General features: G+C 69.6%; 23 protein-coding genes. 15 read left to right on the forward strand and 8 right to left on the reverse strand.

Annotated elements, in window-relative coordinates:
• Positions 1-65: 65 nt before the first annotated feature.
• The gene (locus ABD798_RS02955; protein WP_344870896.1) at positions 66-761 is read left to right on the forward strand and encodes a TetR/AcrR family transcriptional regulator; all 696 of its coding nucleotides are present in this window, start codon (positions 66-68) and stop codon (positions 759-761) included.
• 69 nt (positions 762-830) lie between these two features.
• Here ABD798_RS02955 and ABD798_RS02960 read toward each other — a convergent pair whose 3' ends face one another.
• On the reverse strand, positions 831-1,943 hold the full coding sequence (locus ABD798_RS02960; RefSeq protein ID WP_344870897.1) for an erythromycin esterase family protein: 1,113 nt from the start codon (positions 1,941-1,943) through the stop codon (positions 831-833).
• A gap of 109 nt (positions 1,944-2,052) precedes the next feature.
• Here ABD798_RS02960 and ABD798_RS02965 point away from each other — a divergent pair, with 109 nt between their 5' ends.
• From ABD798_RS02965 to ABD798_RS02985, 5 genes are all read left to right on the forward strand, one after another.
• Positions 2,053-2,487 carry a hypothetical protein gene (locus tag ABD798_RS02965; RefSeq protein ID WP_344870898.1) on the forward strand — a complete coding sequence of 145 codons (435 nt, stop codon included), beginning with the start codon at positions 2,053-2,055 and terminating at the stop codon, positions 2,485-2,487.
• Between the two features lie 351 nt (positions 2,488-2,838).
• A complete protein-coding gene (gene kdpF, locus ABD798_RS02970) occupies positions 2,839-2,940 on the forward strand; it encodes a K(+)-transporting ATPase subunit F (protein ID WP_344870899.1) in 102 nt (33 codons plus the stop codon).
• On the forward strand, positions 2,940-4,562 hold the full coding sequence (gene kdpA, locus ABD798_RS02975; protein WP_344870900.1) for a potassium-transporting ATPase subunit KdpA: 1,623 nt from the start codon (positions 2,940-2,942) through the stop codon (positions 4,560-4,562). Before kdpF ends, kdpA begins: the two co-directional genes overlap by 1 nt.
• A complete protein-coding gene (kdpB, locus tag ABD798_RS02980; protein ID WP_344870901.1) occupies positions 4,559-6,583 on the forward strand; it encodes a potassium-transporting ATPase subunit KdpB in 2,025 nt (674 codons plus the stop codon). Before kdpA ends, kdpB begins: the two co-directional genes overlap by 4 nt.
• Before the next feature lie 5 nt (positions 6,584-6,588).
• A complete protein-coding gene (locus tag ABD798_RS02985; protein WP_344870902.1) occupies positions 6,589-7,128 on the forward strand; it encodes a potassium-transporting ATPase subunit C in 540 nt (179 codons plus the stop codon).
• A gap of 19 nt (positions 7,129-7,147) precedes the next feature.
• On the opposite strand, the gene ABD798_RS02990 is transcribed toward ABD798_RS02985, so the two are convergent.
• Positions 7,148-8,446 (reverse strand): outer membrane protein assembly factor BamB family protein, encoded by a 1,299-nt coding sequence (locus tag ABD798_RS02990; protein ID WP_344870903.1) that lies wholly within the window; start codon positions 8,444-8,446, stop codon positions 7,148-7,150.
• A 187-nt stretch (positions 8,447-8,633) separates the two neighbouring features.
• Here ABD798_RS02990 and ABD798_RS02995 point away from each other — a divergent pair, with 187 nt between their 5' ends.
• Both ABD798_RS02995 and ABD798_RS03000 read left to right on the forward strand, forming a co-directional pair.
• Positions 8,634-9,035, forward strand: coding sequence for a hypothetical protein (locus tag ABD798_RS02995; RefSeq protein WP_344870904.1), 402 nt, complete (start codon positions 8,634-8,636; stop codon positions 9,033-9,035).
• Positions 9,036-9,111: 76 nt separating this feature from the next.
• The gene (locus ABD798_RS03000) at positions 9,112-9,498 is read left to right on the forward strand and encodes a RidA family protein (protein WP_344870905.1); all 387 of its coding nucleotides are present in this window, start codon (positions 9,112-9,114) and stop codon (positions 9,496-9,498) included.
• A 1-nt stretch (position 9,499) separates the two neighbouring features.
• Here the strand turns inward: ABD798_RS03000 and ABD798_RS03005 are convergent, their stop codons facing one another.
• Positions 9,500-10,765 carry a benzoate/H(+) symporter BenE family transporter gene (locus ABD798_RS03005; RefSeq protein WP_344871087.1) on the reverse strand — a complete coding sequence of 422 codons (1,266 nt, stop codon included), beginning with the start codon at positions 10,763-10,765 and terminating at the stop codon, positions 9,500-9,502.
• 301 nt (positions 10,766-11,066) lie between these two features.
• Here ABD798_RS03005 and ABD798_RS03010 point away from each other — a divergent pair, with 301 nt between their 5' ends.
• The 3 genes from ABD798_RS03010 (at position 11,067) to ABD798_RS03020 (ending at position 13,881) form a co-directional block, all read left to right on the forward strand.
• Positions 11,067-11,483: a YqeB family protein gene (locus ABD798_RS03010; protein WP_344870907.1), complete on the forward strand. Its 417-nt coding sequence runs from the start codon at positions 11,067-11,069 to the stop codon at positions 11,481-11,483.
• Positions 11,480-12,199: a hypothetical protein gene (locus tag ABD798_RS03015; protein ID WP_344870908.1), complete on the forward strand. Its 720-nt coding sequence runs from the start codon at positions 11,480-11,482 to the stop codon at positions 12,197-12,199. The genes ABD798_RS03010 and ABD798_RS03015 overlap by 4 nt, the downstream gene beginning before the upstream one ends.
• A 263-nt stretch (positions 12,200-12,462) precedes the next feature.
• A complete protein-coding gene (locus ABD798_RS03020) occupies positions 12,463-13,881 on the forward strand; it encodes an endonuclease/exonuclease/phosphatase family protein (RefSeq protein WP_344870909.1) in 1,419 nt (472 codons plus the stop codon).
• 99 nt (positions 13,882-13,980) lie between these two features.
• Here the strand turns inward: ABD798_RS03020 and ABD798_RS03025 are convergent, their stop codons facing one another.
• Together ABD798_RS03025 and ABD798_RS03030 are read right to left on the reverse strand one after the other, a co-directional pair.
• Complete coding sequence (locus ABD798_RS03025; protein WP_344870910.1) at positions 13,981-14,574, reverse strand: hypothetical protein; 594 nt, start codon at positions 14,572-14,574, stop codon at positions 13,981-13,983.
• 87 nt (positions 14,575-14,661) lie between these two features.
• A complete protein-coding gene (locus ABD798_RS03030; RefSeq protein ID WP_344870911.1) occupies positions 14,662-15,471 on the reverse strand; it encodes a hypothetical protein in 810 nt (269 codons plus the stop codon).
• Positions 15,472-15,526: 55 nt separating this feature from the next.
• Here ABD798_RS03030 and ABD798_RS03035 point away from each other — a divergent pair, with 55 nt between their 5' ends.
• The 4 genes from ABD798_RS03035 (at position 15,527) to ABD798_RS03050 (ending at position 18,082) form a co-directional block, all read left to right on the forward strand.
• On the forward strand, positions 15,527-16,138 hold the full coding sequence (locus tag ABD798_RS03035) for a hypothetical protein (protein WP_344870912.1): 612 nt from the start codon (positions 15,527-15,529) through the stop codon (positions 16,136-16,138).
• Between the two features lie 73 nt (positions 16,139-16,211).
• On the forward strand, positions 16,212-16,499 hold the full coding sequence (locus tag ABD798_RS03040; protein WP_344870913.1) for a putative quinol monooxygenase: 288 nt from the start codon (positions 16,212-16,214) through the stop codon (positions 16,497-16,499).
• 152 nt (positions 16,500-16,651) lie between these two features.
• Complete coding sequence (locus ABD798_RS03045) at positions 16,652-17,545, forward strand: aminoglycoside phosphotransferase family protein (RefSeq protein ID WP_344870915.1); 894 nt, start codon at positions 16,652-16,654, stop codon at positions 17,543-17,545.
• A 33-nt stretch (positions 17,546-17,578) separates the two neighbouring features.
• Positions 17,579-18,082, forward strand: coding sequence for a DUF6199 family natural product biosynthesis protein (locus tag ABD798_RS03050; protein WP_344870916.1), 504 nt, complete (start codon positions 17,579-17,581; stop codon positions 18,080-18,082).
• A gap of 4 nt (positions 18,083-18,086) precedes the next feature.
• Here the strand turns inward: ABD798_RS03050 and ABD798_RS03055 are convergent, their stop codons facing one another.
• The 3 genes from ABD798_RS03055 to ABD798_RS03065 form a co-directional block, all read right to left on the reverse strand.
• Complete coding sequence (locus ABD798_RS03055) at positions 18,087-18,446, reverse strand: MmcQ/YjbR family DNA-binding protein (protein ID WP_344870917.1); 360 nt, start codon at positions 18,444-18,446, stop codon at positions 18,087-18,089.
• Positions 18,447-18,748: 302 nt separating this feature from the next.
• On the reverse strand, positions 18,749-20,044 hold the full coding sequence (locus ABD798_RS03060) for a cytochrome P450 (RefSeq protein WP_344870918.1): 1,296 nt from the start codon (positions 20,042-20,044) through the stop codon (positions 18,749-18,751).
• Positions 20,045-20,058: 14 nt separating this feature from the next.
• On the reverse strand, positions 20,059-21,312 hold the full coding sequence (locus ABD798_RS03065) for a glycosyltransferase (RefSeq protein WP_344870919.1): 1,254 nt from the start codon (positions 21,310-21,312) through the stop codon (positions 20,059-20,061).
• Between the last annotated feature and the right edge of the window lie 79 nt (positions 21,313-21,391).

Consider the following 21,391-nt stretch of genomic DNA (forward strand, 5'->3'; position numbering starts at 1 on the left):
TAATCTAACGGTCTTAGATTAACGGTAAGCTACAGCGAGCCCGGTGACGCCCGCAAGGAGGTGTGATGCCACCGCGAAGAGGCAGGCCGCCCGCCGTGGAAGCGACCCTGCGCCCGGAGGCCATCGTGGCCGCCGCGCTGACGATCATGCGCGAGGACGGGCTGGACGGGCTCACCATGAGCCGTGTCGCCGACCGCCTCGCGGTGCGCACCGCCTCGCTCTACTGGCACGTCCGCAACAAGGAGGAGCTGCTCGACCTGCTCCTGGACGCGGTCGCGGGGGCGCAGGACCTGTCCGAGCACGTCGTCGAGGACGACTGGCGGGCCAGCCTCGCCGCGATCATGCGGGCGATGCGTCGGCACATGCTCGACCACCGCGACTCGGCCCGGCTCTTCGCCGGACGGTTCACCACCGGCCCCGGCCAGCTGCGCTACATCGAGACGGTGCTGGGCGTGCTGCGCGGCGCCGGGCTGTCCAAGCGCGACGCCGCGTACGCGGTGTTCCTGGTGTCCACCTTCCTGATCGGCTTCGTCGGCCGGGAACAGGCCCCGCTGTCGGCAGCGGTCAGCGCCGGAGTTTCCCCGCGCACCTACCTCGACGAGCTCGGCGCGCGGTTGGCGGCCCTGCCCGAGGACGGCTTCCCGCACATCGTCGAGCTGGCCGCCGACCTGGTCGCCCCCGATCTGGACAGCAGGTTCGAGTTCGCCCTCGACCGCCTGCTGGACGGCCTCGAAGCGCTCAGGGAATCAGGGCCGGGCTAGGCCCCTGTCCTGCAAACCCCGGCGGCACCGTGACCGGAACACGCGGCGCAACCGCTTACAGGACAGGCGCTAGGCGGTGTTGATGTGCAGCACGACATCGGCACCGTCGAGCAGTGTCCGGTCGATCGGGAAGTAGCCGCGCATCGGGTTGAAGGGTGGGCGCTTGCGGCCCGGTGCGACCTCGGTCGTCAGCCCCCAAGTGCAGAATTGGCTCTGCAGAAGGCTTTCGTAGGTGCCGGCCTCGGGCTCGGGTAGCTCGATGGTCGCGCTGGTGCCGAGGCTGGAGGCGATGACGCGGTACCGCTCGCCCAGCAGGGAAGCCACGATCGCGCCGGCGGAGTGGAAGGTGACCTCGTTGTCTCCCATGGCCATGGTGCTCGGGCTGCGCTGCAAGTGGAGGTTGTGCGAGTAGACCAGCGTCGGACCGCGTCGCGCCTCGATCGCGCGGATGTCGATGAGGTGCTGCGCCATGAGGGTGTCCCGCGTCGCGGTGAGGAGGGGGAGCCGCTCCGCCGGAGCGAGCCGCCGCGCGCACTGCTTGTGGTAGCGCAACAGGTCCAGCGCCGCGCCGAGGTGGATCTTCACCCGGAGCCACTCCTCGCGCGGCATCTCGGGGGAGCGGGCGTGCAGCGTGGTCAGCATGTCGTCGGCGATCACGCGGAGCTGGTCGGCCTCGGCGGTGGCGCCGACGGACGTGGCGGGGTCCATCACGGCCTCGACGCGGCTCCACTGCTCGTCCTCGCCGACCAGCTCCGCGAAGTCCACGTCGAGGCCGAGGCGGTCGCGGGCGTACTCAAGATAAGTGCGCGGGCTCGGCGCGCTCATCGTCTCCATCGGAGCGTCGAAACCGTGCAGGGACAAGCGTTCCGGTGCCGGGTGACCGTCGTTGTACTCGCGCATCCAAGCGATGAGCTGCCGGTTGCCGTCGAGCAGGCCGAAGTCGTGGGAGAAGCCTGCGCGCAGCACCTCGTCGAGCGTGCCGACACCCTCCAGCACGAAGTCGTTCACGGCGAGCGCGGCCACCCGGTCGATCTCCAGGGCCACGGAACGGAAACCGCGCTCGACGAGGCGGGGGAGCAGCTCGTTGCGCAGCCGCGCGAACGCGGGCTCCTGGTGGGTCGGCTCGCCCCACCCCAGCAGCTCGCAGGAGGAGGGCACGAAGGCGTTGATGTCCTGGCTCATGAGACTCAAACTTATCGTTGAACATCCGAGTGAAACTTTGGCCGAGAAGCCGGTGCTGCTCGCGCGCAAAGCCTCAAAGCTGGAACAGCGTCGCCTAGAGTTCGTGGTCATGAAGCCGTTCCCGATGGCGTTCGCGCGGATCCAGGGCGAGTTCTCCGGCACGAGCTGGGAGGCCGTTGCCCAGCGCTTCGACGAGCTGCGCCGGGAGAACGAGGACTTCGCGGAGCACCAGTACGTGCGCGACATCGTGACCAGCGTGCTCGACAGCGGTGTGGCCGACCGCTTGGGCGTGACCACGTCGATGCACGACCTCGTCGTGGTGTCGCTGGAGGTGACGGGCGGGTTCTACGAGACGATCAAGGTGCACGCGCCCGGCCCGCTGACCCGGGTCGAGCCCGGTTGCTTCGTGCTCACCTTCTCCGGCCGCAAGAAGCGCAGGCACGGGCGCGAGGTGATCGAGCAGCACTCGATCACCGACGCCGTGCCCGCGTTCTGGCGCCTGGTCGAGGACAAGTTCGGCATCACCCCCGTTCGCTCGCGGTAGAGCTTCGCGGTAGAGCGCTGTCACTACGCGATCCTGACGCGGCCCCGGAATCACCCTTCGTGACGCATCGCCCCCGCTCAGTGAGTCACGGGCCGATCACGGGAGAGTGACGGCGGCGACATGCCCGCGCTCGCGCCGTCAACAACGCGTAAAGGACCCGTTCGCGGGTGTCAAGGACGCGTCAGTCGGCCCGGGAAGGCCGGATTCCTGACGCACTCTTCCGGGTGATGGCGCCGCTCCCTGGCGCCGTGAGCGGGAGAGGAGCACGCCCGTGGCCGACCTGGCCTACGCGTTGCTGCTGATCGGTGTGTTCCTGGTACTGGCGCTGGCTGTGCGCGGTTTGGAGCGGTTGTGAGCGGCACGGGCCTTCTGGCCAATTCCGTCGGCGGCGTGCTCGCGCTGCTGTTGATCGTCTACCTGTTCATCGCGCTGATCAGGCCGGAGAAGTTCTGATGTCATCGACCGTGGCCGGCCTGCTCCAGGTCGGCCTGCTGATCCTCGCCCTGGCCGTGGTGTACCGGCCCTTCGGCGACTACATGGCGCGCGTCTACACCGGGACGAAGCACACCCGGGTGGAGCGCGCGATCTACCGCGTGGCTCGCATCGACCCGGCCTCGGAGCAGCGCTGGGGCACCTACGCCTTGGGAGTACTGGGTTTCTCCCTCGTGGGCATCGTGCTGCTGTACGTGTTGCAGCGCGTGCAGTCGTTGCTGCCCTTCGACTTCGGTCGCGGTGACGTCCCGCCTGGGATGGCCTTCAACACCGCGATCAGCTTCGTCACCAACACGAACTGGCAGTCCTACGTGCCGGAGACCGTCATGGGCCACACGGTCCAGATGGCCGGTCTGACGGTGCAGAACTTCGTCTCCGCCGCGGTCGGCATGGGCGTCGCGATCGCGCTGGTGCGTGGTTTCGTGCGGAGCAAGGCAGATCGGCTCGGCAACTTCTGGGTCGACCTCGTGCGCGGGACGACGCGCATCCTGCTGCCGATCGCCTTCGCCTTCGCGGTCGTGCTGGTGGCCACCGGCGTGGTGATGAGCCTCAAGGCCGGAGTCGCGGTGGACGGGCAGACCGTCGCCACGGCCCCGGTCGCCAGCCAGGAAGCCGTGAAGATGTTGGGCACCAACGGCGGCGGCGTCCTGAACGCCAACTCCGCGCACCCGTTCGAGAACCCGAACGCGTGGTCCAACCTGATCGAGATCTTCCTGATGCTGGTCATCCCGGTGTCGCTGACGCGGACCTTCGGCACGATGGTCGGCAACCGCAAGCAGGGCCACGTGCTGCTCGGTGTCATGGGCGCGCTGTGGACGGCGATGCTCGCGGTGATCTGGGCCGGCGAGTCCTTCGGGCTGCGTCCCTTGGAGGGCAAGGAAGTCCGCTTCGGCATCCCCTCCTCGGTGCTGTTCGCCAACACCACCACCGGCACCTCGACCGGCGCGGTGAACGCGATGCACGACAGCTTCACCGGGCTCGGCGGCGGCGGAGCGCTGCTCAACATGCTCTTCGGCGAGATGACGCCGGGCGGCGTCGGCACCGGGCTCTACAGCATCCTGGTGATGGCCGTGATCGCGATGTTCCTGGCCGGGCTGATGGTCGGCCGCACACCCGAGTACCTCGGGAAGAAGCTGGGGCGCAAGGAAGTCACGGCAGCGGCGGTGTCGATCCTCGCCATGCCCACGGTGATGCTGATCGGAGCGGGCACCGCGGTCCTGTTCCCCAGCACCGGTGCGGCGCTGAACAACCCGGGCTCGCACGGCCTGTCGGAGATCCTCTACGCGTACGCGTCGGCCTCGAACAACAACGGCAGCGCCTTCGCCGGGATCACCGTGACCAACGACTGGTTCCAGGCCTCGCTCGGCGTGTGCATGGCGCTCGGCCGGTTCGTGCCGATCGTCGCGGTGCTCGCGCTCGCCGGTTTCCTGGCCCAGCAGAAGAAGGTCCCGGAGACGGCGGGCACGCTGCCCACCACCGGGCCGCTCTTCGGTTCGCTGCTGGCGGGCAGCATCGTGCTCGTCGCCGCGCTGACCTTCGTTCCCGCTCTCGCCCTCGGTCCCATCGCGGAGGCACTGCTGTGACCACCCCCTCGACCAGCACCGAACGCCCAGCGGTCAGCGCGGGCGTGTTCAACCCCAGGCAGCTGCTGACCTCCTTCCCGGACGCGCTGCGCAAGTTCCACCCGCGCCACCAGGTCCGCAACCCCGTGATGTTCGTGGTGTGGGTCGGCTCGCTGCTGGTCACCGCATTCGCGGTGGCGCAGCCGCAGGGCTTCTCGATCGCGGTCGCCGTGTGGCTGTGGCTCACCGTGCTCTTCGCCAACCTCGCCGAGGCCGTCGCGGAGGGCCGCGGCAAGGCCCAGGCGGAGTCCTTGCGCAAAACCAAGAAGGACGCCGTCGCGCGCCGCCTCACCGGGAGCGGGGCTGAGGAACGCGTGCCCGGCACCGAGCTGCGCCTCGGCGACCTCGTGGTGGTGGAGGCGGGGGAGGTGATCCCCGGCGACGGTGACGTCGTCGACGGCATCGCCACCGTGGACGAGTCGGCGATCACCGGCGAGTCCGCGCCGGTGATCCGCGAGTCCGGCGGCGACCGCTCGGCCGTCACCGGTGGCACCACCGTGCTCTCCGACCGGATCGTCGTGAAGATCACCACGAAGCCCGGCGAGTCCTTTGTGGACAGAATGATCGCGTTGGTGGAGGGCGCGGAGCGGCAGAAGACGCCCAACGAGATCGCGCTGACCATCCTGCTGTCCACGCTGACGATCATCTTCCTGCTGGCCGTGGTGGCGTTGCAGCCCTTCGCCATCTACTCCGGCGGCGAGCAGTCGGTGATCGTGCTGACCGCGCTGCTGGTCTGCCTGATCCCGACCACGATCGGCGCGCTGCTCTCCGCCATCGGCATCGCGGGCATGGACCGCCTGGTGCAGCGCAACGTGCTCGCCAAGTCCGGTCGCGCCGTGGAAGCCGCGGGTGACATCGACACGCTGCTGCTGGACAAGACCGGCACGATCACCTGGGGCAACCGCAGGGCCACGGAGTTCATCCCGGTCAACGGCACCGGCATGGACGCCCTGGTCGACGCGGTGCGGCTGTCCAGCCTCGCCGACGGCACGCCCGAGGGGCGCAGCGTCGTCGAGCTGTGCGCCGAGCGCTACGGGCGTTCGGCGGAGGCGACCGCGCACGAGAAGACCGGCGAGTTCGTGCCCTTCACCGCGCAGACGCGGATGTCCGGCATCGACCTCGACGGCAGGCAGATCCGCAAGGGCGCGGCCAGCGCCTTCACCCTCACCGCGGCGACCCGGGCCGTCGTCGACGAGATCAGCGCGCAGGGCGGGACCCCGCTCGTCGTCGCGGACGACGAGCTCGTGCTCGGTGTCATCCGGCTCTCCGACGTGGTCAAGCCCGGCATGAAGGAGCGCTTCGCCCAACTGCGCGCCATGGGCATCCGCACGGTCATGGTCACCGGCGACAACCCGTTGACCGCCAAGGCGATCGCGGACGAGGCGGGCGTGGACGACTTCCTCGCCGAGGCCAAGCCCGAGGACAAGATGGCCCTGATCCGCAAGGAGCAGGAGGGCGGCAAGCTCGTCGCGATGACCGGCGACGGCACCAACGACGCCCCCGCGCTCGCCCAGGCCGACGTCGGCGTCGCCATGAACACCGGGACCTCCGCGGCCAAGGAAGCCGGGAACATGGTCGACCTGGACTCCGACCCGACCAAGCTGATCGAGGTCGTGGAGATCGGCAAGCAGCTGCTGATCACCCGGGGCGCGCTCACCACCTTCAGCATCGCCAACGACCTCGCCAAGTACTTCGCGATCCTGCCCGCGATGTTCGCCGCGATCTACCCGCAGCTCGGCCTGCTCAACATCATGGGCCTGGCGACGCCGCAGTCGGCGATCCTGTCGGCGGTGATCTTCAACGCGCTGGTCATCGTCGTGCTGATCCCGTTGGCACTGCGCGGAGTCCAGTACAAGCCCTCCAGCGCGGCCGCGCTGCTGCGGCGCAACCTGCTGATCTACGGCATCGGCGGGGTCGTCACCCCCTTCGCCGGGATCTGGCTGATCGACCTGCTCGTACGACTGATTCCCGGGATCGGGTGAGGGACATGACCTTCGTCAAACAGGCCGTCGCGGGACTGCGCGTCCTGCTCGTGCTGACCGTGCTCCTCGGGGTGCTCTACCCGGCGAGCGTCTGGCTGGTGTCGCGGTTGCCCGGCCTGCACGCCAACGCCGAGGCCGTCGACACCACTGTGGTGGGTGTGGACCGCGAGGGCGACCAGTGGTTCCACACGCGCCCCTCAGCGGCGACCCTGCCCGCCTCCGGCGGCTCCAACAAGGGCGAGCTCAACGCCGACCACGACGCCGTCATCGCCGAGCGCCGGGCTGCGGTCGGGCAGCGTGAAGGTGTTGCGCCGCAACAGGTTCCGCAGGACGCTGTGACCGCGTCCGGCTCCGGTCTGGACCCGCACATCAGCGCGGTGTACGCCGAGCTCCAGGTGCCGCGCGTCGCACGGGCCCGTGGCCTGCCGGAGGACCGTGTGCGGGAGCTGGTCAGCGCGAACACCGACGGCCGAGCCCTGGGCTTCCTCGGCGAACCGGGCGTCAACGTCACCGCGCTCAACCGCGCGCTCGGCGCCGCCAAGTGATCCGTCGGCCTACCCGGGTCTACTTGACCGGGTAGGCCTTCGGTGCTCCGTCGTTGTCGACGGCGATCCCGGCGTAGCGGCTGACCCAGACCGGCGCGACTTCGACGGTGGTGGAGACGTCCTTGCCGGTGTTGGCGTCGAGCACGATCGGCTTGCCGTTCACCTTGCCGTAGAGCACGCCGTGCCAGACGGTCACGACGCTGGGCGCGATGCGGTTGGCGGCCTGGTCGGGCAGCGTCCACAGCTGCTCGGCGGTCTTGGCGTTGTAGCCGGTGACGCGCCCGTCGTTGACGCAGACGAGAACGGACTGCTGGTCGTAGTAGCAGTCGCCGTAGGCCCTGCTGCCGAAGCCGCCCGTGCCCTTCAGCTCTGCCTTGACGGCACCGGAAGCGGGATCGAGGAACAGCAGCGACGGCTTGAGGTTGCCGTAGTCGGTGCGGTTGACCACGACCAGCGCCGGGTCGGACGGCACCACGGTGAGCTGGCTCGCCCTGGTCGCGCCCACCCACAGCTGGGCCCCGGTCACCACGTCCACGGCGGTGGCCTGGTTCATCGACTTGTTCTCGGCGACGTTGGAGTCCTTGCCCACCAGCACGTTCCCGTTGAGGCTGCCCGCGTCGTAGTCGCGGCGCTCCCACAACGTCGTCCCGGTGGCGGCGTCCAGCGCCACGGTGAACGCCTTGTCGCTGTCGGAGTAGGTGGCGACCACGGCCCTGTCGTTGATCGCGGCGACCTTGGTGATCGATCCCTGACCACCGCCGCCGTAGCTGTCGGTGGCGACCTTGACCTTGGCCTGCCACGCCTTCACCCCGCTCGTGGCGTCGACCGCGACGACGGTCAACGCCGTGAACCCGGGTGTGGTCCCCTGTCCCGGTTCGGCCGTGGCCACTGCCGCGGCGGCGAGCTTGTCCGTCACCGCGGGCGGTCTGGGGCCGACCGGGTTGACGAACGGCCCGCTCTGCGCGTACGGGTCCGCTGGCTTGCCCTCGATACCGACGGCCCAGTTCTCCTTGCCGGTGAGGACATCCACTGCGGAGAGCTTGTCCGGCGCCGCGATGTAGGCGGTCCGCTCGCGCAAGGTCATGAACCGGGACACCGCGCTGCCCGCGAGGTTCGCCCGCAGCGCCGTCCTCGGCAGCGCCACCGCGGCGGCGGTGTCGAACTGGAGGGGCGGATCGGCCGTCTTGGCGGGCGGCACGGACACCGTCGTGGGCGAGTTCGCTCCTGACTCCGTCGGTACGCCCGGCGTAGTGCCACCGCACCCGGCCAGCGTCACGACCGCCGCCAGGCACATCACCGTCACCGCTTCGCGCCGCACGCGAGTTCTCCTTCGTCGCCCATCGTCGTCCGCTCCCGGACGGTAGGCAGTCACGCTTGAGAGTTTCTGCAATGCGCTGATCAGGTCCGGTTTCGGCGGCCCGTCGACATCGCGTTCGCAAAAGGCCTTCACCTTCGGTCCCGGGCTGCTAGCTTCCTTGCGAGCGGCCGATTTCCGGGGGGCGGACATGGGTGAGGCTGAACTCCGTCAGGAGCTTGCCTGGTGGTGGTGGCCGGTGATCTACGGGCTGCTCCTGGTGCTGATGGAAGCGCACAACCTCGAACCTTGGCCGATCGGTCTCGCGGTGGTGATCCCGCTCGCCGTGGTGCCGTTGGCGGTCCAGTTGGTGCGCCAACGCCGTCCGGTGCTCGCCTCGCGTCTGGGACTGCCGTCGGGCCAGCAACGCCCTCCGTCGTCGTGGCTCGTCGCCGGGTACGTCGTCTCGTTGCCCGGCGGCGCGGGGATCATGTTCCTGATCGGCCCGCCCGACACCAGGGTCGCGTTCAAGGCGACGTGGCTCCTGCTGGCGATGCTGATCTACATTCCGATCTACTACGCGGCGTGTCGGCACAAGCGGTACTGGCCGTAGCCGCGTCCACCGCGTCCACTGTGGACTAGCTGGCAATTCGCTGCGTCGAAGGCCGTTCTCGGCCTAGGTTGTGCGCATGGAGACCATTGCGCACAGCCCGACCGACGGTGTCTACGCCGCCACCCCCGACTACGTGCACGCGCTGGAAGTGCGTGGTGCGCAAAGGTTGTTGTTCGTCGCGGGCACGATGGGGCTCGACCCGCAGGGCGTGCCAGGGGCCACGATCGAGGAGCAGCTCTCGCTCGTCTGGTCCAACCTGCGCGCCATCCTCGCTTCCGCCGGCATGACGGTCGACAACATCGTGCGACTCACCAGCTACCTGCGCGATGCCTCTTACGCCGAGGCCAACGCCCGGGCTCGCGTCGCGGCGTTGGGCGGGCGCGTCGTCCCGACGACGGCGGTGGTCGCGCAGACGCTCGACAGCGAGTGGCTGGTCGAGATCGAGGTGACAGCGGCGGGATAGCTCACCGCCTCGACCTGCTCCGCGCCCGCCTCCCCGGGGCTCGGCGCCCGACGGTGAGCACGAGGTGGGCGATCAGGCCGAAGACGAGGCCCCAGAACGCGGAGCCGATGCCGAACAGCGACATGCCGGAGGCCGTCACCAGGAACGTCACCAGCGCGGGCTCGCGGTACTCGGGCAGGGCCATGGCGCCCGCGAGTCCCGACATCAGCGCGCCCAGCAGTGCCACGCCCGCGATCGCGGCGACGAGTTCCTTCGGCAGCGCGGTGAACACACCGAGCAGGGTAGCGCCGAAGACACCGACGACCAGGTAGAGCAGACCGCAGAAAACCCCTGCGGGATAACGCTTCTTGGCGTCGGGGTGGGCCTCCTCGCCGGTGCAGATCGCCGCGGTGATCGCGGCGAGGTTGACCGCGTGCCCGCCGAAGGGCGCCATCGCCAGGGACGCCAGGCCGGTGCCGCCGACGAGCAGCCGATCGTCGGCGCGGTGGCCGCTCGCCCGGAGCACCGCGAGGCCGGGCGCGTTCTGCGAGGCCATCGTGACCGCGAACAACGGGACGCCGATGCCGATGACCGCCGCGAGGTCGAAGGCCGGAGTCGTCCACAGTGGACTGGCCAGCTCCACGCCGAGCCCCGAGACGCGCAGCCCACCGCTCAGCGCCGAGGCGAGCACGCCGAGCGCCAGCGCGGCGAGCACCGCGTACCTGGCGCTGAAGCGCTTCGTGACGATGTAGCCGAGCAGGACCGCCGCGGTCACCGCCGGGCCGTCGCCGAAGGCTCGGAAGGCCTCGACGCCGAAGGAGAACAGGACCCCCGCGAGCATCGCCGACACCACCGCGTCGGGCACCAGCGCCATCAGCCTGCCGAACACCCCGGAGAACCCGATGAGCGTGATGGCCAGCGCCGACACCACGAACGCGCCGATCGCGGCGGGGTAGGAGTACTGGGCGATGCTGGTCACCAGCAGCGCCGCGCCCGGCGTCGACCAGCCCGCGATCACCGGCACCCTCGTCCAGACGCTGAGCACGATGCTGCTCAGCCCGGCGCCGATGGACAGCGCCCACAACCACGACGTGGTCTGCGCCGGCGTGAGGTGACCGGCGCTCGCGGCGGTGAGCACGATCATGATGGGGCCGGAGTAGGAGACGACGATCGCGATCAGCGCGGCCACGAAGGAGGACAGAGACGCGTCGGCGAAGAAGCTGCGGCGCTCGGCTCTTCGTGGCGCTGTTCGTGTCGTTGTTCGGGGTGTGGTGCGGGTCGTGGTGATGACGGCCCGATCCTCTCGATAGGCGGCGCTCCCGCCGTGCGGGTGGCCGCGCGTTCAGCGGGTGCCGCGAGGATGCTAGCTCGCGGCAGCGTCGAGAGTGATGCGTTTTGCGTTGTGGGACAACGAGATCAGTATTCGCGTTCGTATCGTGAACGGCGCCTGTGATAGTTCATGTTCGACGCCCGGACTTGATGTTCGCCTGATCTTGAAGCCTGCTTTCCTTGCGGCGCAAAGTGAAGGTGTCTCGCGAGCGCGCGGCGCTGCTGGTTTGCCCAGCGCTCGCAACGGTTATTGTGATCACATGGGTGCTGTCAAGGTCGGGATGCCCGCCACGTTGCTGTGGCTGTTCTGGTTCGGTGGTGCGGCGCTCGGTGGCACCGCGAGCTTCGGGATCGCGACGCTGCTGGGTCTGTCGCCGACGCCGCTGATCCTGCTGGGCGCCGGGGCGGGAGCCTTGCTGGCCTGGGCGGCGCGCAAGCACGATCCCGTCGTGACCGTGGCCGCGAGCTACGTCCTCGTCCACGTGAAGCGCTCCGAGGTGCGGCTGGAGCGCGATCGGATCGGCTCGCTGTTCGTTGATGCCAAGGACCTCGTCGTGCTGGACCGGGCGGGGGAGGAGCTTGCCCGCGTCCGCGCGGCCGATGTGCCGACGGCGCGACTGCGCGAGGCTTTCGAGCACTTCGAGTACCCGTGGGCTGACGGACCTAGATCTCGATGAGCGAGACTGCGCTCGTGCGAATTCTCGGGTACGTGGACGGCTTCCAGCCCACCGTCGCGGAGGACACTCTGGTTCACCGGATGGATCTGCTCGGCGGTCCGCTGTTCTGGCCGTTGTTCCTGTCCACGGTCGGCGGCGCCAGCTGCGCGATCGAAGCGTTCGACGTCGACCCGGCAGACCTGAGCGCGTTGGGCGAGGAGCTGTTCGACGAGAGCCAGTGGCCGGTCTTCACGCTCGCCGTGCGCGACGGCCACCGCGTGCACGTCGTCCTGTGCAACTTTCCCGGCGAGGAGTGCACGGACTACCTGGTGGGCCCGGCCGACGGCGGTGCCGCCGTGCGTTTCGCCGAGCTCAGCGGTCACTTCCGCGGCCCCGGCCTGTCGTGGCCCGAGCTCGTGACGACGTCTCAGCAACCGGATGCCGACCTGAGCGCAGGCGCGCGCATGCTGCTTCTGCTCCCTGCCTTGGGCGACACCGCGACGCCGCCCGCCGCGCGCGAACTCATCGCCGCCGCTGTCACCTCCGTCGGAGCGACGTGCGCTCAGCGGGCGGTGGCGGAGGAGCTGCTCGATTCCAGCCGTTTCTGGAGCCCCGCTGACTGGCACACCACCGACGGCGTGTCCTGGTGCGGTGGGCCACACACCTACCGCACTCGGAACAACCCCGTCCTGGGACTGTTCAGCACGGCCTTCGGATCGGCGAGCGGCTCACCGTGATGGATCACCACGACGTCGACGCGGCCCTGGCCGAGATGCTGCGGGTGCTCGGCCCGCACACCGCCGAGGACTGGGCGGTGTCGGCGGGCCGCTCGACTGGCCCATCGACCTGAACGTTCGCCCGGACGCCTCGCCCGCCCAAGTGCTCCAGGCCGTCACCGCGTGCGGCGGTGCTCGACAGGCTCTTCCCCGGAGCTCCGCCAGGAGACCCTGCTCAGGTACTACTCTGGTGCACCGGTCGCGGAGAACTCGGGGGCAGGGCGATGAAGCCGGTCGAGCGCACGGCGTTCGGTGCCGTGATGGTGTGCGTGCTCGCTGTCGTCTCCGGGTGCCGCGAGGAGCCGCCACCGCCGGACACCTCGATCACCGTGGTGAACCTGAACGCGGCCATGGGCTTCCAGATGGGGGCGGGCTCGGAGAAGGGCACCAACGCCACCCCCGAGGACCTCGGGCTGTTGGCCGAGGACATCCTCAAGCAGCCCGCGGACATCGCGAACCTCCAGGAGATGGCGTTGCCCGCGGCGCGTGAGCTGCGTGCCGTGCTCGCGAAGCGGACCGGGGCCGTGTGGCAGCTGAACTGGGCGCACTCCACGTTCGCGGACTACTACGCGGGCAAGGCCCCCGGCGAGGCGCCGGTCTGGGCGAACGCCTCCGCAGGCAACGCGCAGCTGATCCGCATCGGTGCCGGGGTCCGCTCGCAGAAGCCGATCACGGTGGACGGCGACCGGCCCGGCGGCGAGCCCGACCAGGGGATCATGCTGCCGTCGATGAAGGAGCCGGGCCGGGGTCGCTCCTTCCAGGGCGCGGAGATCGTCACCGAGCACGGGACGATCGACGTCTACAACCTGCACCTCGCGCGGGAGAAGGACAGCACCGACGAGGAGCGCGCGAAGGACGTCGAGACGATCCAGCGGTTCACCGAGTCGCGCGCCAACCCGGCGATGATCACCGGCGACTTCAACGAGGCGATCGACCTCAGCGAGCTCTATCCCGGTCCGTCCGCCCGCCCCAAGGTCCACGCCGCGTTGACCGCGTTCATGAACACCTACGGCTACACCGACGTGGCGAAGGGCCTCGGGGCGACGAGCAACCGCCAGCCCGAGCCCGATGTCCTGAAGCTGCTGCCCGAGCGGATCGACTACATCCTGACCCGGGGGCTGCGCACCCGGGACACCGCGAAGATCGCGAGCACGAAGTCCGACCACTGGGGCCTGGTCACCACCGTCGAGCCGGGTTCGGAGCGCGCGACGCCGACCTCCGCGCCCGCCCCCGAGGTGTCGGCGGACCGGTTCCGACACGAGCTGCCCGGCGGTGGGGCGTTCTACTTCTTCACCTCGGCCGAGTCCGGTTACAGCTGCGCCGTCGTCGACGAGCAGGCGCTCTGCCAGGGCAGGACCGCGCCGGTGCCGCCGCCCCCGGACTCCTGCAACCGCAAGAGCGGACCTAAGTGGGGCAACGGGATGTTCGTCGCGGCGAGCGGCAGGGTCGACTTCTTGTGCGCGGGCGGACTCATGTACGCGCCCGTCGACCGCGCCCCTGACGATCGCGACGTCCTGCGCGCAGGACAGGCGTTCAGCGCGCTCGGCTTCACCTGTGCTGCCGAGGCGAAAGGCGTGCGGTGCAAGCACAACGCCTCTCGCCACGGCTTCCTCATCGCGCAAGACACCAACGAACGGTTCTGATTCGCCTCAGGTCCACAGGAGACTCGCCGAACACCAACCGCGCCAAGCAGCTCGTCCTCACCCCGGACGGCGACGCGCCGCCGGCGAGCCGTCAAGCGTTCACCACGAGTAGGTGAAGGTGTACCAGGCGCCGCCGATGTACTCGAACCTCGTGCCTTTGGCGCCCTGCGCGTCATTGGCGGGCGGCTGGTCCGGGCAGTGCGCGAACCCCTGGGAGCCGAGGAAACCGGCGCCCTTGATGGCGATCAGGACGCACCCGGGGGTGTGGCGGGCGGTCGCGCTCGGCACGGCGTACAGCCCGACGCGCTGGTTCATGAGTCGCTGATCAGGGGCGGCCGCGACGGTGGCGGCCAGGCTCTGCAAGCCGGGGCGGTGCATTTCGAAGATCGCGCGGCTGAGCACCCCGGAGCCGGCCAGCAGGAGCACGCCCGCGAACACGGCGGGAAGAACCAGCAGTGGCCGCAGCGGCCGGAGGTGCTTGCCACGCGGTCGAGGCAGCGCGAGGACGGCTCGAACGGCTGTCACGAGCCACAGCACACCGGTCACCGACCAGCAGGCGAGCGCAGTCAGCGCGATGTCGAGATAGCCCCCGGGCGCGCTGACCGCCCACACCGTGAGCAAGATCGACACCGCCGCCAGCGCTGTCGACAGCAACCGCGTCTTCGGCGCTGGGCGACCGTCAACGTTGAGCACCTGTCCTCCTTCGTCCTGGCAGAGACGGCGAAACGTACCGCCAGGTTCCGAGGCAGGGCTCGTGTCCACCGAGGAGAACCTGCCTCCTCACGCGGACTGGGGAGCTGTCCCGAACACGCTGGACAACAGCACCCAGCCGAGCAGGCCGAAGAAGAGGAACAGCAGCAAGACGAACGCGGACATCGGCGTGGTGCGCATCGCCTCGTACGGAGGCCGACCGGCCACGCGGACAGTGAGCACGCGTCCGAGCTCCGGCCGGAACCAGCGCGGCACACCCCACACCTTGCGCACGCCGCCGTCGTCAGCGGGATGTTCGACCAGCGGCCGATAGGTGTTCTTGCGTCCCTGGGGGAGCACTTCGACGGCGACCACGGGACCGCTCACCCTGCGCGAGCCCTTCCAGGTGAGGGCGAGGTGCGCGAGACCGGCCAAGCCCACCGTGCCCAAGCACACCTCGAAGCCGATGACGAGCGGAAACGCTATGGCGGTCCCGGTCGCCTCGATCAGGTCACCGGCGCGGCCGCCGCCCTGGAGCAGCACCACTCCCGCGCTCCCGAGCACCACACCGGTCACCGCCAGCGCCGCCCAGAGCAGCGCCGGCTCGGGGCGGTAGGGCCGGACTCGGGAGGGCATCATCGGATCCGGCCACACCCACAGCACGTCACCGGCGTTCACCGCCGACATGTCCTGGTCCTCGGCCAGCCGCAGCGAGAGGACCCCGCCCGGCTCGGGAGCGACCGGCACCAGCACGCAGTCCCCGACGTGGGATTCTCGGGCCACCACCTGAAACCGGAGTCGCCGCTGGGCCTTGCTGGCGCGCAGCGCCCACCCGGCGCTGATCACGACGGCGGCGCCGACCACCACGAACATCAGCCCTGCCAGCCGCACGGGTTCCACGAGGCACGACTGTAGCCACGGAATCGCGGTTGACCGAGCGGCGACACTGACCGGTATGACCGACCGCTGGGTGCTGGTGCCACCCGAGGACTTCGAAGACGAGGACTGGGAGCTGGCCAGGAGCAGGGGCCTCTTCCTGAACGGGCACCTCGGGCACGGCGACCGCAGGTTCCCCGTGATCATCTACGAGCCGGTGCGCATCGTGCTGGACGCCGAGCGCGGGAGCCGGGACGGGCCGCTATACGAGCCCAACGTCATTCTCGTTCCCGACCTGACTCAGGACGCCGTCGAACAGGAGATCGCCTGGCTCGAACGCAACGGCCACCTGGAGTGGCTGCTGGAGCTCAGCGCGGAGCACGAGACCGAGTGGTCGCTCGTCGTACCGGACACCTTCGACTGGGATTCAGTCCACCGTCGCGGCGTCGCGTCCGCGTCGCTGCGTCACGGCGAGCGGACCTTTTCGGTGATGCTGTGCGATCCGGACGGGGTCGCGTCGGTCGTCGGATGGCGCGCCGCCAGGGACACCAGGCTCGCCGGGACGAGCGCCAGGGTGGTCAGGCTCTACGAGGAGAACATGATCGTGCTGGGCGAGCTGACCAGGGAGTCGGTCGAACACGCGGTTGCGGAGCTCGGACGCAGCGGCCAGTTCCGCTGGTTGCTCGGCTGAGACCGATGAGTTGTGCCGCTGGTGCCGGTCCACCTCCGCGAGCAGCTGTTTCGAACCAGCAGAGGAGCATCAGATGGTGATCGTCGCGGGCCACCTCGTCGTCGAGCCGCACGAGCGCGAGCCCTACCTCGCGGACTGCGTGAGCGTGGTCGAACAAGCACACCGCGTGCCCGGGTGCCTCGACTTCTCCATCACGGCCGATCTGGTGGACCCCGCCCGCATCGTCGTCTTCGAGCGCTGGGAGTCACAAGCGGCCGTGGAAGCCTTCCGAGCCGGTGGCCCCAGTGGTGAACAGCGTGCGGTGATCCTCGCCGCGTCGGTGTCGGAGTACGACGTTTCCGCCGTGCGTTCGCTGACATGAGCGGACCCTGCGATGCCGCCCGGCATCCCCGCGCGCTGCGTGTTCGCCGGTCTTCAAGACCCACAAACCCCCTCCCCAGCGGTCTTCAACGACGGCAAACCTCGCGCGGCCGCTGGGTCAGCGATGATCGCACGACTTGAGAGGACACCGTCTTGAGCAGCACGCCGGATCTCGGTGCACCAGCCCAGCGCATCACCGTTGACGTGGAGCAGGTGCGCCGGTTGGTCGGTGAGCAGTTCCCGCAGTGGGCCTCGCTCCCGATTCGGCCCGTGGCCAAGAGCGGTTGGGACAACTTCACCTTCCACCTGGGCGAGGCGATGCTGGTGCGTCTGCCGAGCGCGGCCCCGTACGCCTTGGCCGTGGAGAAGGAGCATCGGTGGCTTCCGGCGCTCGCACCCCGGCTGCCGCTGCCCATCCCCGTCCCGCTGGCTCAGGGAAAGCCCGGCGCGGACTACGCGTTCCCGTGGTCGATCTACCAGTGGCTCGACGGCGAAACCGCGAGTGCGGAGCGCGTTGTCGATCCCGTCCGCTTCGCGCTCGACCTCGCCGAGTTCCTGGAGGCCTTGCAGGGCATCGACTCCGCCGACGGTCCCCGGCCGGGCAAGCACAACTGGTTCCGGGGCGCGACCTTGCGCACCTACGACGCACTGGTGCGGCGCGCACTGACCACATTGGACGGTCGTGTCGACGTCGAGCTGGCCCGCGAGATCTGGAATACCGCGCTGGATGCGCCTTGGGACGGGGTGGATGTCTGGTTCCACGGGGACTTCGCGCCGGGGAACCTCCTGCTCGACGGCGGAGACCTGGCCGCTGTGATCGACTTCGGGACCTGCGGTGTCGGCGATCCGTCCTGCGACATGGCCATCGCCTGGACGCTGCTGAAAGCCGAGGGGCGGCAGGCCTTCCGTGACCGCCTGTCCGTTGACGAGGCGACCTGGGCGCGCGGGCGCGGTTGGGCGTTGTGGAAGACGCTGATCGCCTGCTCCCAAGCCGACGACGACGCATTCCGTGTCCTCGACGGCATCTTCTCCGAGCACGGCGGTTGAACGTGAAGGACCTGCCTTGGCTACCGTAACGGCATGATCGCGTTGGCCATTGTGTTCGCCCTGCTCGGAGTGGGCCTGCTCGTGCTCGCCTCGCGCAACCCGCGCCGGGGGTGGCAGCGCACCGCGGCTTGGCAGTTCCGCAACCCCGAGGCTGTGGAGCCCTCCGATGCCGCGCTGGGCTGCGGCCGCGTCTTCCAGGCGGTCGCGGGCGTCGCGGTGCTGTGCTTCGCGGGCGTGCTGGCCAGCTTCGGCTTCGCCAAGGACGCCGACATCCTCCCGCGCGTGGAGAAGGCGGCGGCCGAACTGTCCGCAAAGGACGCGGCATCGTCGGACGGGCTCAAGCTCGACCTAGCTGTGGACCGCGCGCTCGGCAACACCAGCGACCGCGGTCAATTCCTTTCCAGTACACGTGTGTTCCGGGAATCGCGCGGTGTCCTTTACAACGTGACGTTGCAGGGCGGGAAGCAGACGGCGTGCCTCATCGTGCGACAGGGCAAGGCATCGGCGAAGCCAGGAGCGTGCACCGCCGACTCGTGAGGCGTCATCCCGGCCCGCCGGGATGGGCGAGGTCGTAGGCGCGGGAGAGCTTCTGCGGCACCACCATCCGCCACGCGTCCACGACGAGTTCGCGGGCCTCGGCCGGGTCCAGGGCGGCGAGCGTGGCGTGCACCCAGTTGAACCGCATGTCCGACTCCGACGGCAGCTGGAACTTCTCCGGCTCACCCCTGACGAACGCGGCGCGCTCCTCTTTCGGGAACGCGAAGCCCATCACCGCCTCGTCGAGGGAGAACGCGACGTAGACGATCTGCTTGACCCGGAACTTCAAGCGACCGCGCACGTGGACCGGGTAGGAGCGCTCAAGCTCCGAGCCGAGCGCGCGGACGTCGTCGATGGTCGCCATGGCGCACATCCTCACCCGGACGGCATTTCGAGGGAAGTGCGCGGCCAGTCCGGCCAGTCGTCGGGTTCGCCGGTCTTGAAGACTGGTGAACCGCCGGGCTAGGCCCTGTCCTGTAGGTCACCGGGTCTGCCGGTCTTCAAGACCACCCAACCCCCACCCCAGCCGTCTTCAACGACGGCAAACCCCGCAACGCCGCAGGGTTTGCGGCGGTTAGCGATGATCAACAGCGGGGTTTGGTGGTCTTGAAGACACCCCAACCCCCAGCGACACCGTGACCGGAATACACAGCGTGAACCGCCGGGCTAGGTGACGGGGGCCATGCGAGCGGAGACGGGCATGGTGGTCATGCCGCGGATGTTGCGGGTGCGCTTGTAGCGGATGGGCCCGGCGAGGTGCAGGCCGGGGATGCGCTGGAACAGCCGGCGCAGCGCGATCTCGGCCTCCATCCGCGCCAGGCCCGCGCCGAGGCAGAAGTGAATGCCCGCGGAGAACGACAGGTGCTCGCGGCTGTTGGGGCGCTCGGCGTCGAAGCGGTGCGGGTCGACGAACACTTCGGGGTCGCGGTTGGCGGCGGCGAGCAGCAGCACCACCGGCGAGTCGGCGGGGAGCTGCTTTCCGCACAGCGTCAGCGGTTCGCGGGTGAAGCGCAGGGTGAACTGCACGGGCGGTTCGACGCGCAGGACCTCCTCGACCACTCCGCGAGCCGTTGACGGATCGTCCAGCAGGCGCTGCTTCTGCGCGGGGTCGGAGAGCAGGTTGAGCGCGCCGCCACCGATCAGGTTCACGGTGGTCTCGTAGCCCGCGACGAACAGCAACCCGGCCAGGGCCACCACGTCATCGCGGTGCAGGGGCTGCCCGTCGAGTTCGGCGCGCACGAGGCCGCTGATCACGTCATCGCCAGGGTTCTTGCGCCGCAACAGGATCAGCTCGTCGAAGAACTCGGTCATCTGCGCGAGCGCCTTGCGGACGGCGTGCCTTTCACCGAGCGTCCGGATGCCGTCGAGGGTGCCCGCGAGGACGGAGCCCCAGCGGCTGAAGTCGGCGTGCCGGTCGTCGGGGATGCCGAAGAGATCGCAGACGACCTTGGTGGGCACGCGCACGGCGAAGTCGCCGACGAGGTCGAAGCTCGCGCGGTAGACGGCTTGGTCCAGGAAGTCGTCGACGATCTTCTCGATGCGCTCTTCCCTGTCCCGCAACGCTCTCGGCGTGAACCACGGTGCGACGAGCGCACGGAGCGCGGTGTGCCGAGGCGGGTTCATGGTCAGCAGCGAGTGCTCCATCGGGTGCCGCAGCCGCGTCTCGTCGCCGGGGTGGATGTTCCAGTCCACGCCGACGTGATCAACGGCCGGTTCGACGCGGAAGCGCGGATCGCGCAGCACCGAGCTGACCACCGAGTGCTTGGCGGTCAGGTGCAGGCCGAGCGGGTGCCTGCTCAGCTCACCGCGCTCGCGGATCTTCTCGTAGAGCGGGTACGGGTCGTCGAGCGCGCGCAGCCCGAGCACCTTCGCCACCGGGTCGCCCGCCGCCGCGAGTGCGCGCACGGTGGCGCGCAGGCCCAGCATCTTCGCGCCGAGCCGCATTTCCTTTGCCAGTCCCATGAAAGCCTCTTCGGTCACGTGCGGGTGAGCAGGCGGTCGATCTCGATGAGCGCGCGCCCGGCCCCGTCCTCGACGGTGATCCGCCCGGACAGCTCGCGTGCGCGCAGGCGGTGCGTCGGCGAGGCGAGGGCCAGCCGGATCGCCGACGCCAGCCGCTCCGCGCTGAGCTTGCGGTAGGGCACGGGTTCCGGTCCCGCGCCGAGCTGCGCGATCCTGGCCGCCCAGAACGGCTGGTCGGTGATCACCGGGACGCCGGCCGTGGGCACTCCCGCGCGCAGCCCCGCCGCGGTGGTGCCCGCGCCGCAGTGGTGCACGACGGCGGCCATCTTCGGGAACAGCCACTCGTGCGGTGCCTCGCCGATGGTGATCACATCATCGTCCTCAATGGACAGATCGGCCCAGCCGGCTTGGACGACGCCGCGAACTCCGGCCATCCGCAGCGCTGCGCGGACGACGTCGTTGAGCCGCGCGGAGTCCCCGGGGTTGCGGCTGCCGAAGCCGACGTAGACCGGCGGCGGCCCAGCGTCCAGGAAGTCGGTGAGCCGCTGCGGCGGAGTCCAGGCCGGATCGACGTGCGGCCACCAGAACCCGGTGACCTCCATGCCCGCGCGCCAGTCGGACGGGCGAGGCACCACCGACGGGCTGAACCCGTGCAGCACCGGCCACTTCCGCTCGGTCCACTCGCGGCGGAGCTCGACCGGGCGCTTCCTCGGCAGCCCGACCTTGCGGCGCAGCTCGGTGGTGGTGGAGTCGAACAGGCGGCCGATCGCGACGCTGGTCAGCTCCGAGACGGCGCGATTGCCAAGCCTGCCAAGGGATCTGCCCGCCGCCGCCAGCGGAGGGATCTCGCCGGTCGGCAGGATCGACTGGAGCAGCACGCCCATGCTCGGGATGCCCATGCCCTCGGCGATCTGGTAGCCCAGCAACGCCGAACCGGACAGCAGCATCAGGTCGGTGCCCTGCTCGGCGGCGGCGAGCATGCCGTCGTTCAGCTCGCGCGACTCCTCGGCGAGCATGCTCAGGTAGCGGCCGATGCTCAGCGCGCCACCGGCTCCGCCCTGCCACCGCCTGCCCCGCTCGGTCGCGGCGGCGTCCCTGGGATCGCCCGGCAGCGCGCGGAACTCCAGCCCGGCGGCCCGGATCTGCGGCGCGAACCGCTCGGCGGCGGCGATGGCGACGCCGTGCCCCGCCTCGCGCAGCCGGAGGCCGAGCCCGGTGTACGGGGCCACGTCGCCCTGGGAGCCCACGGCGAGGATCAGTATCCGCATGGCTCGGATGTTGCCATTTCAAATGCGCCGAGAACAGTCTGTGAGGGGGTGTCGCGGATCGGTATGGCATTTTCAGAAA

Origin of the sequence: Allokutzneria multivorans, from assembly GCF_039537405.1 — a bacterium.
Taxonomy (GTDB): Bacteria; Actinomycetota; Actinomycetes; order Mycobacteriales; family Pseudonocardiaceae; genus Allokutzneria; species Allokutzneria multivorans.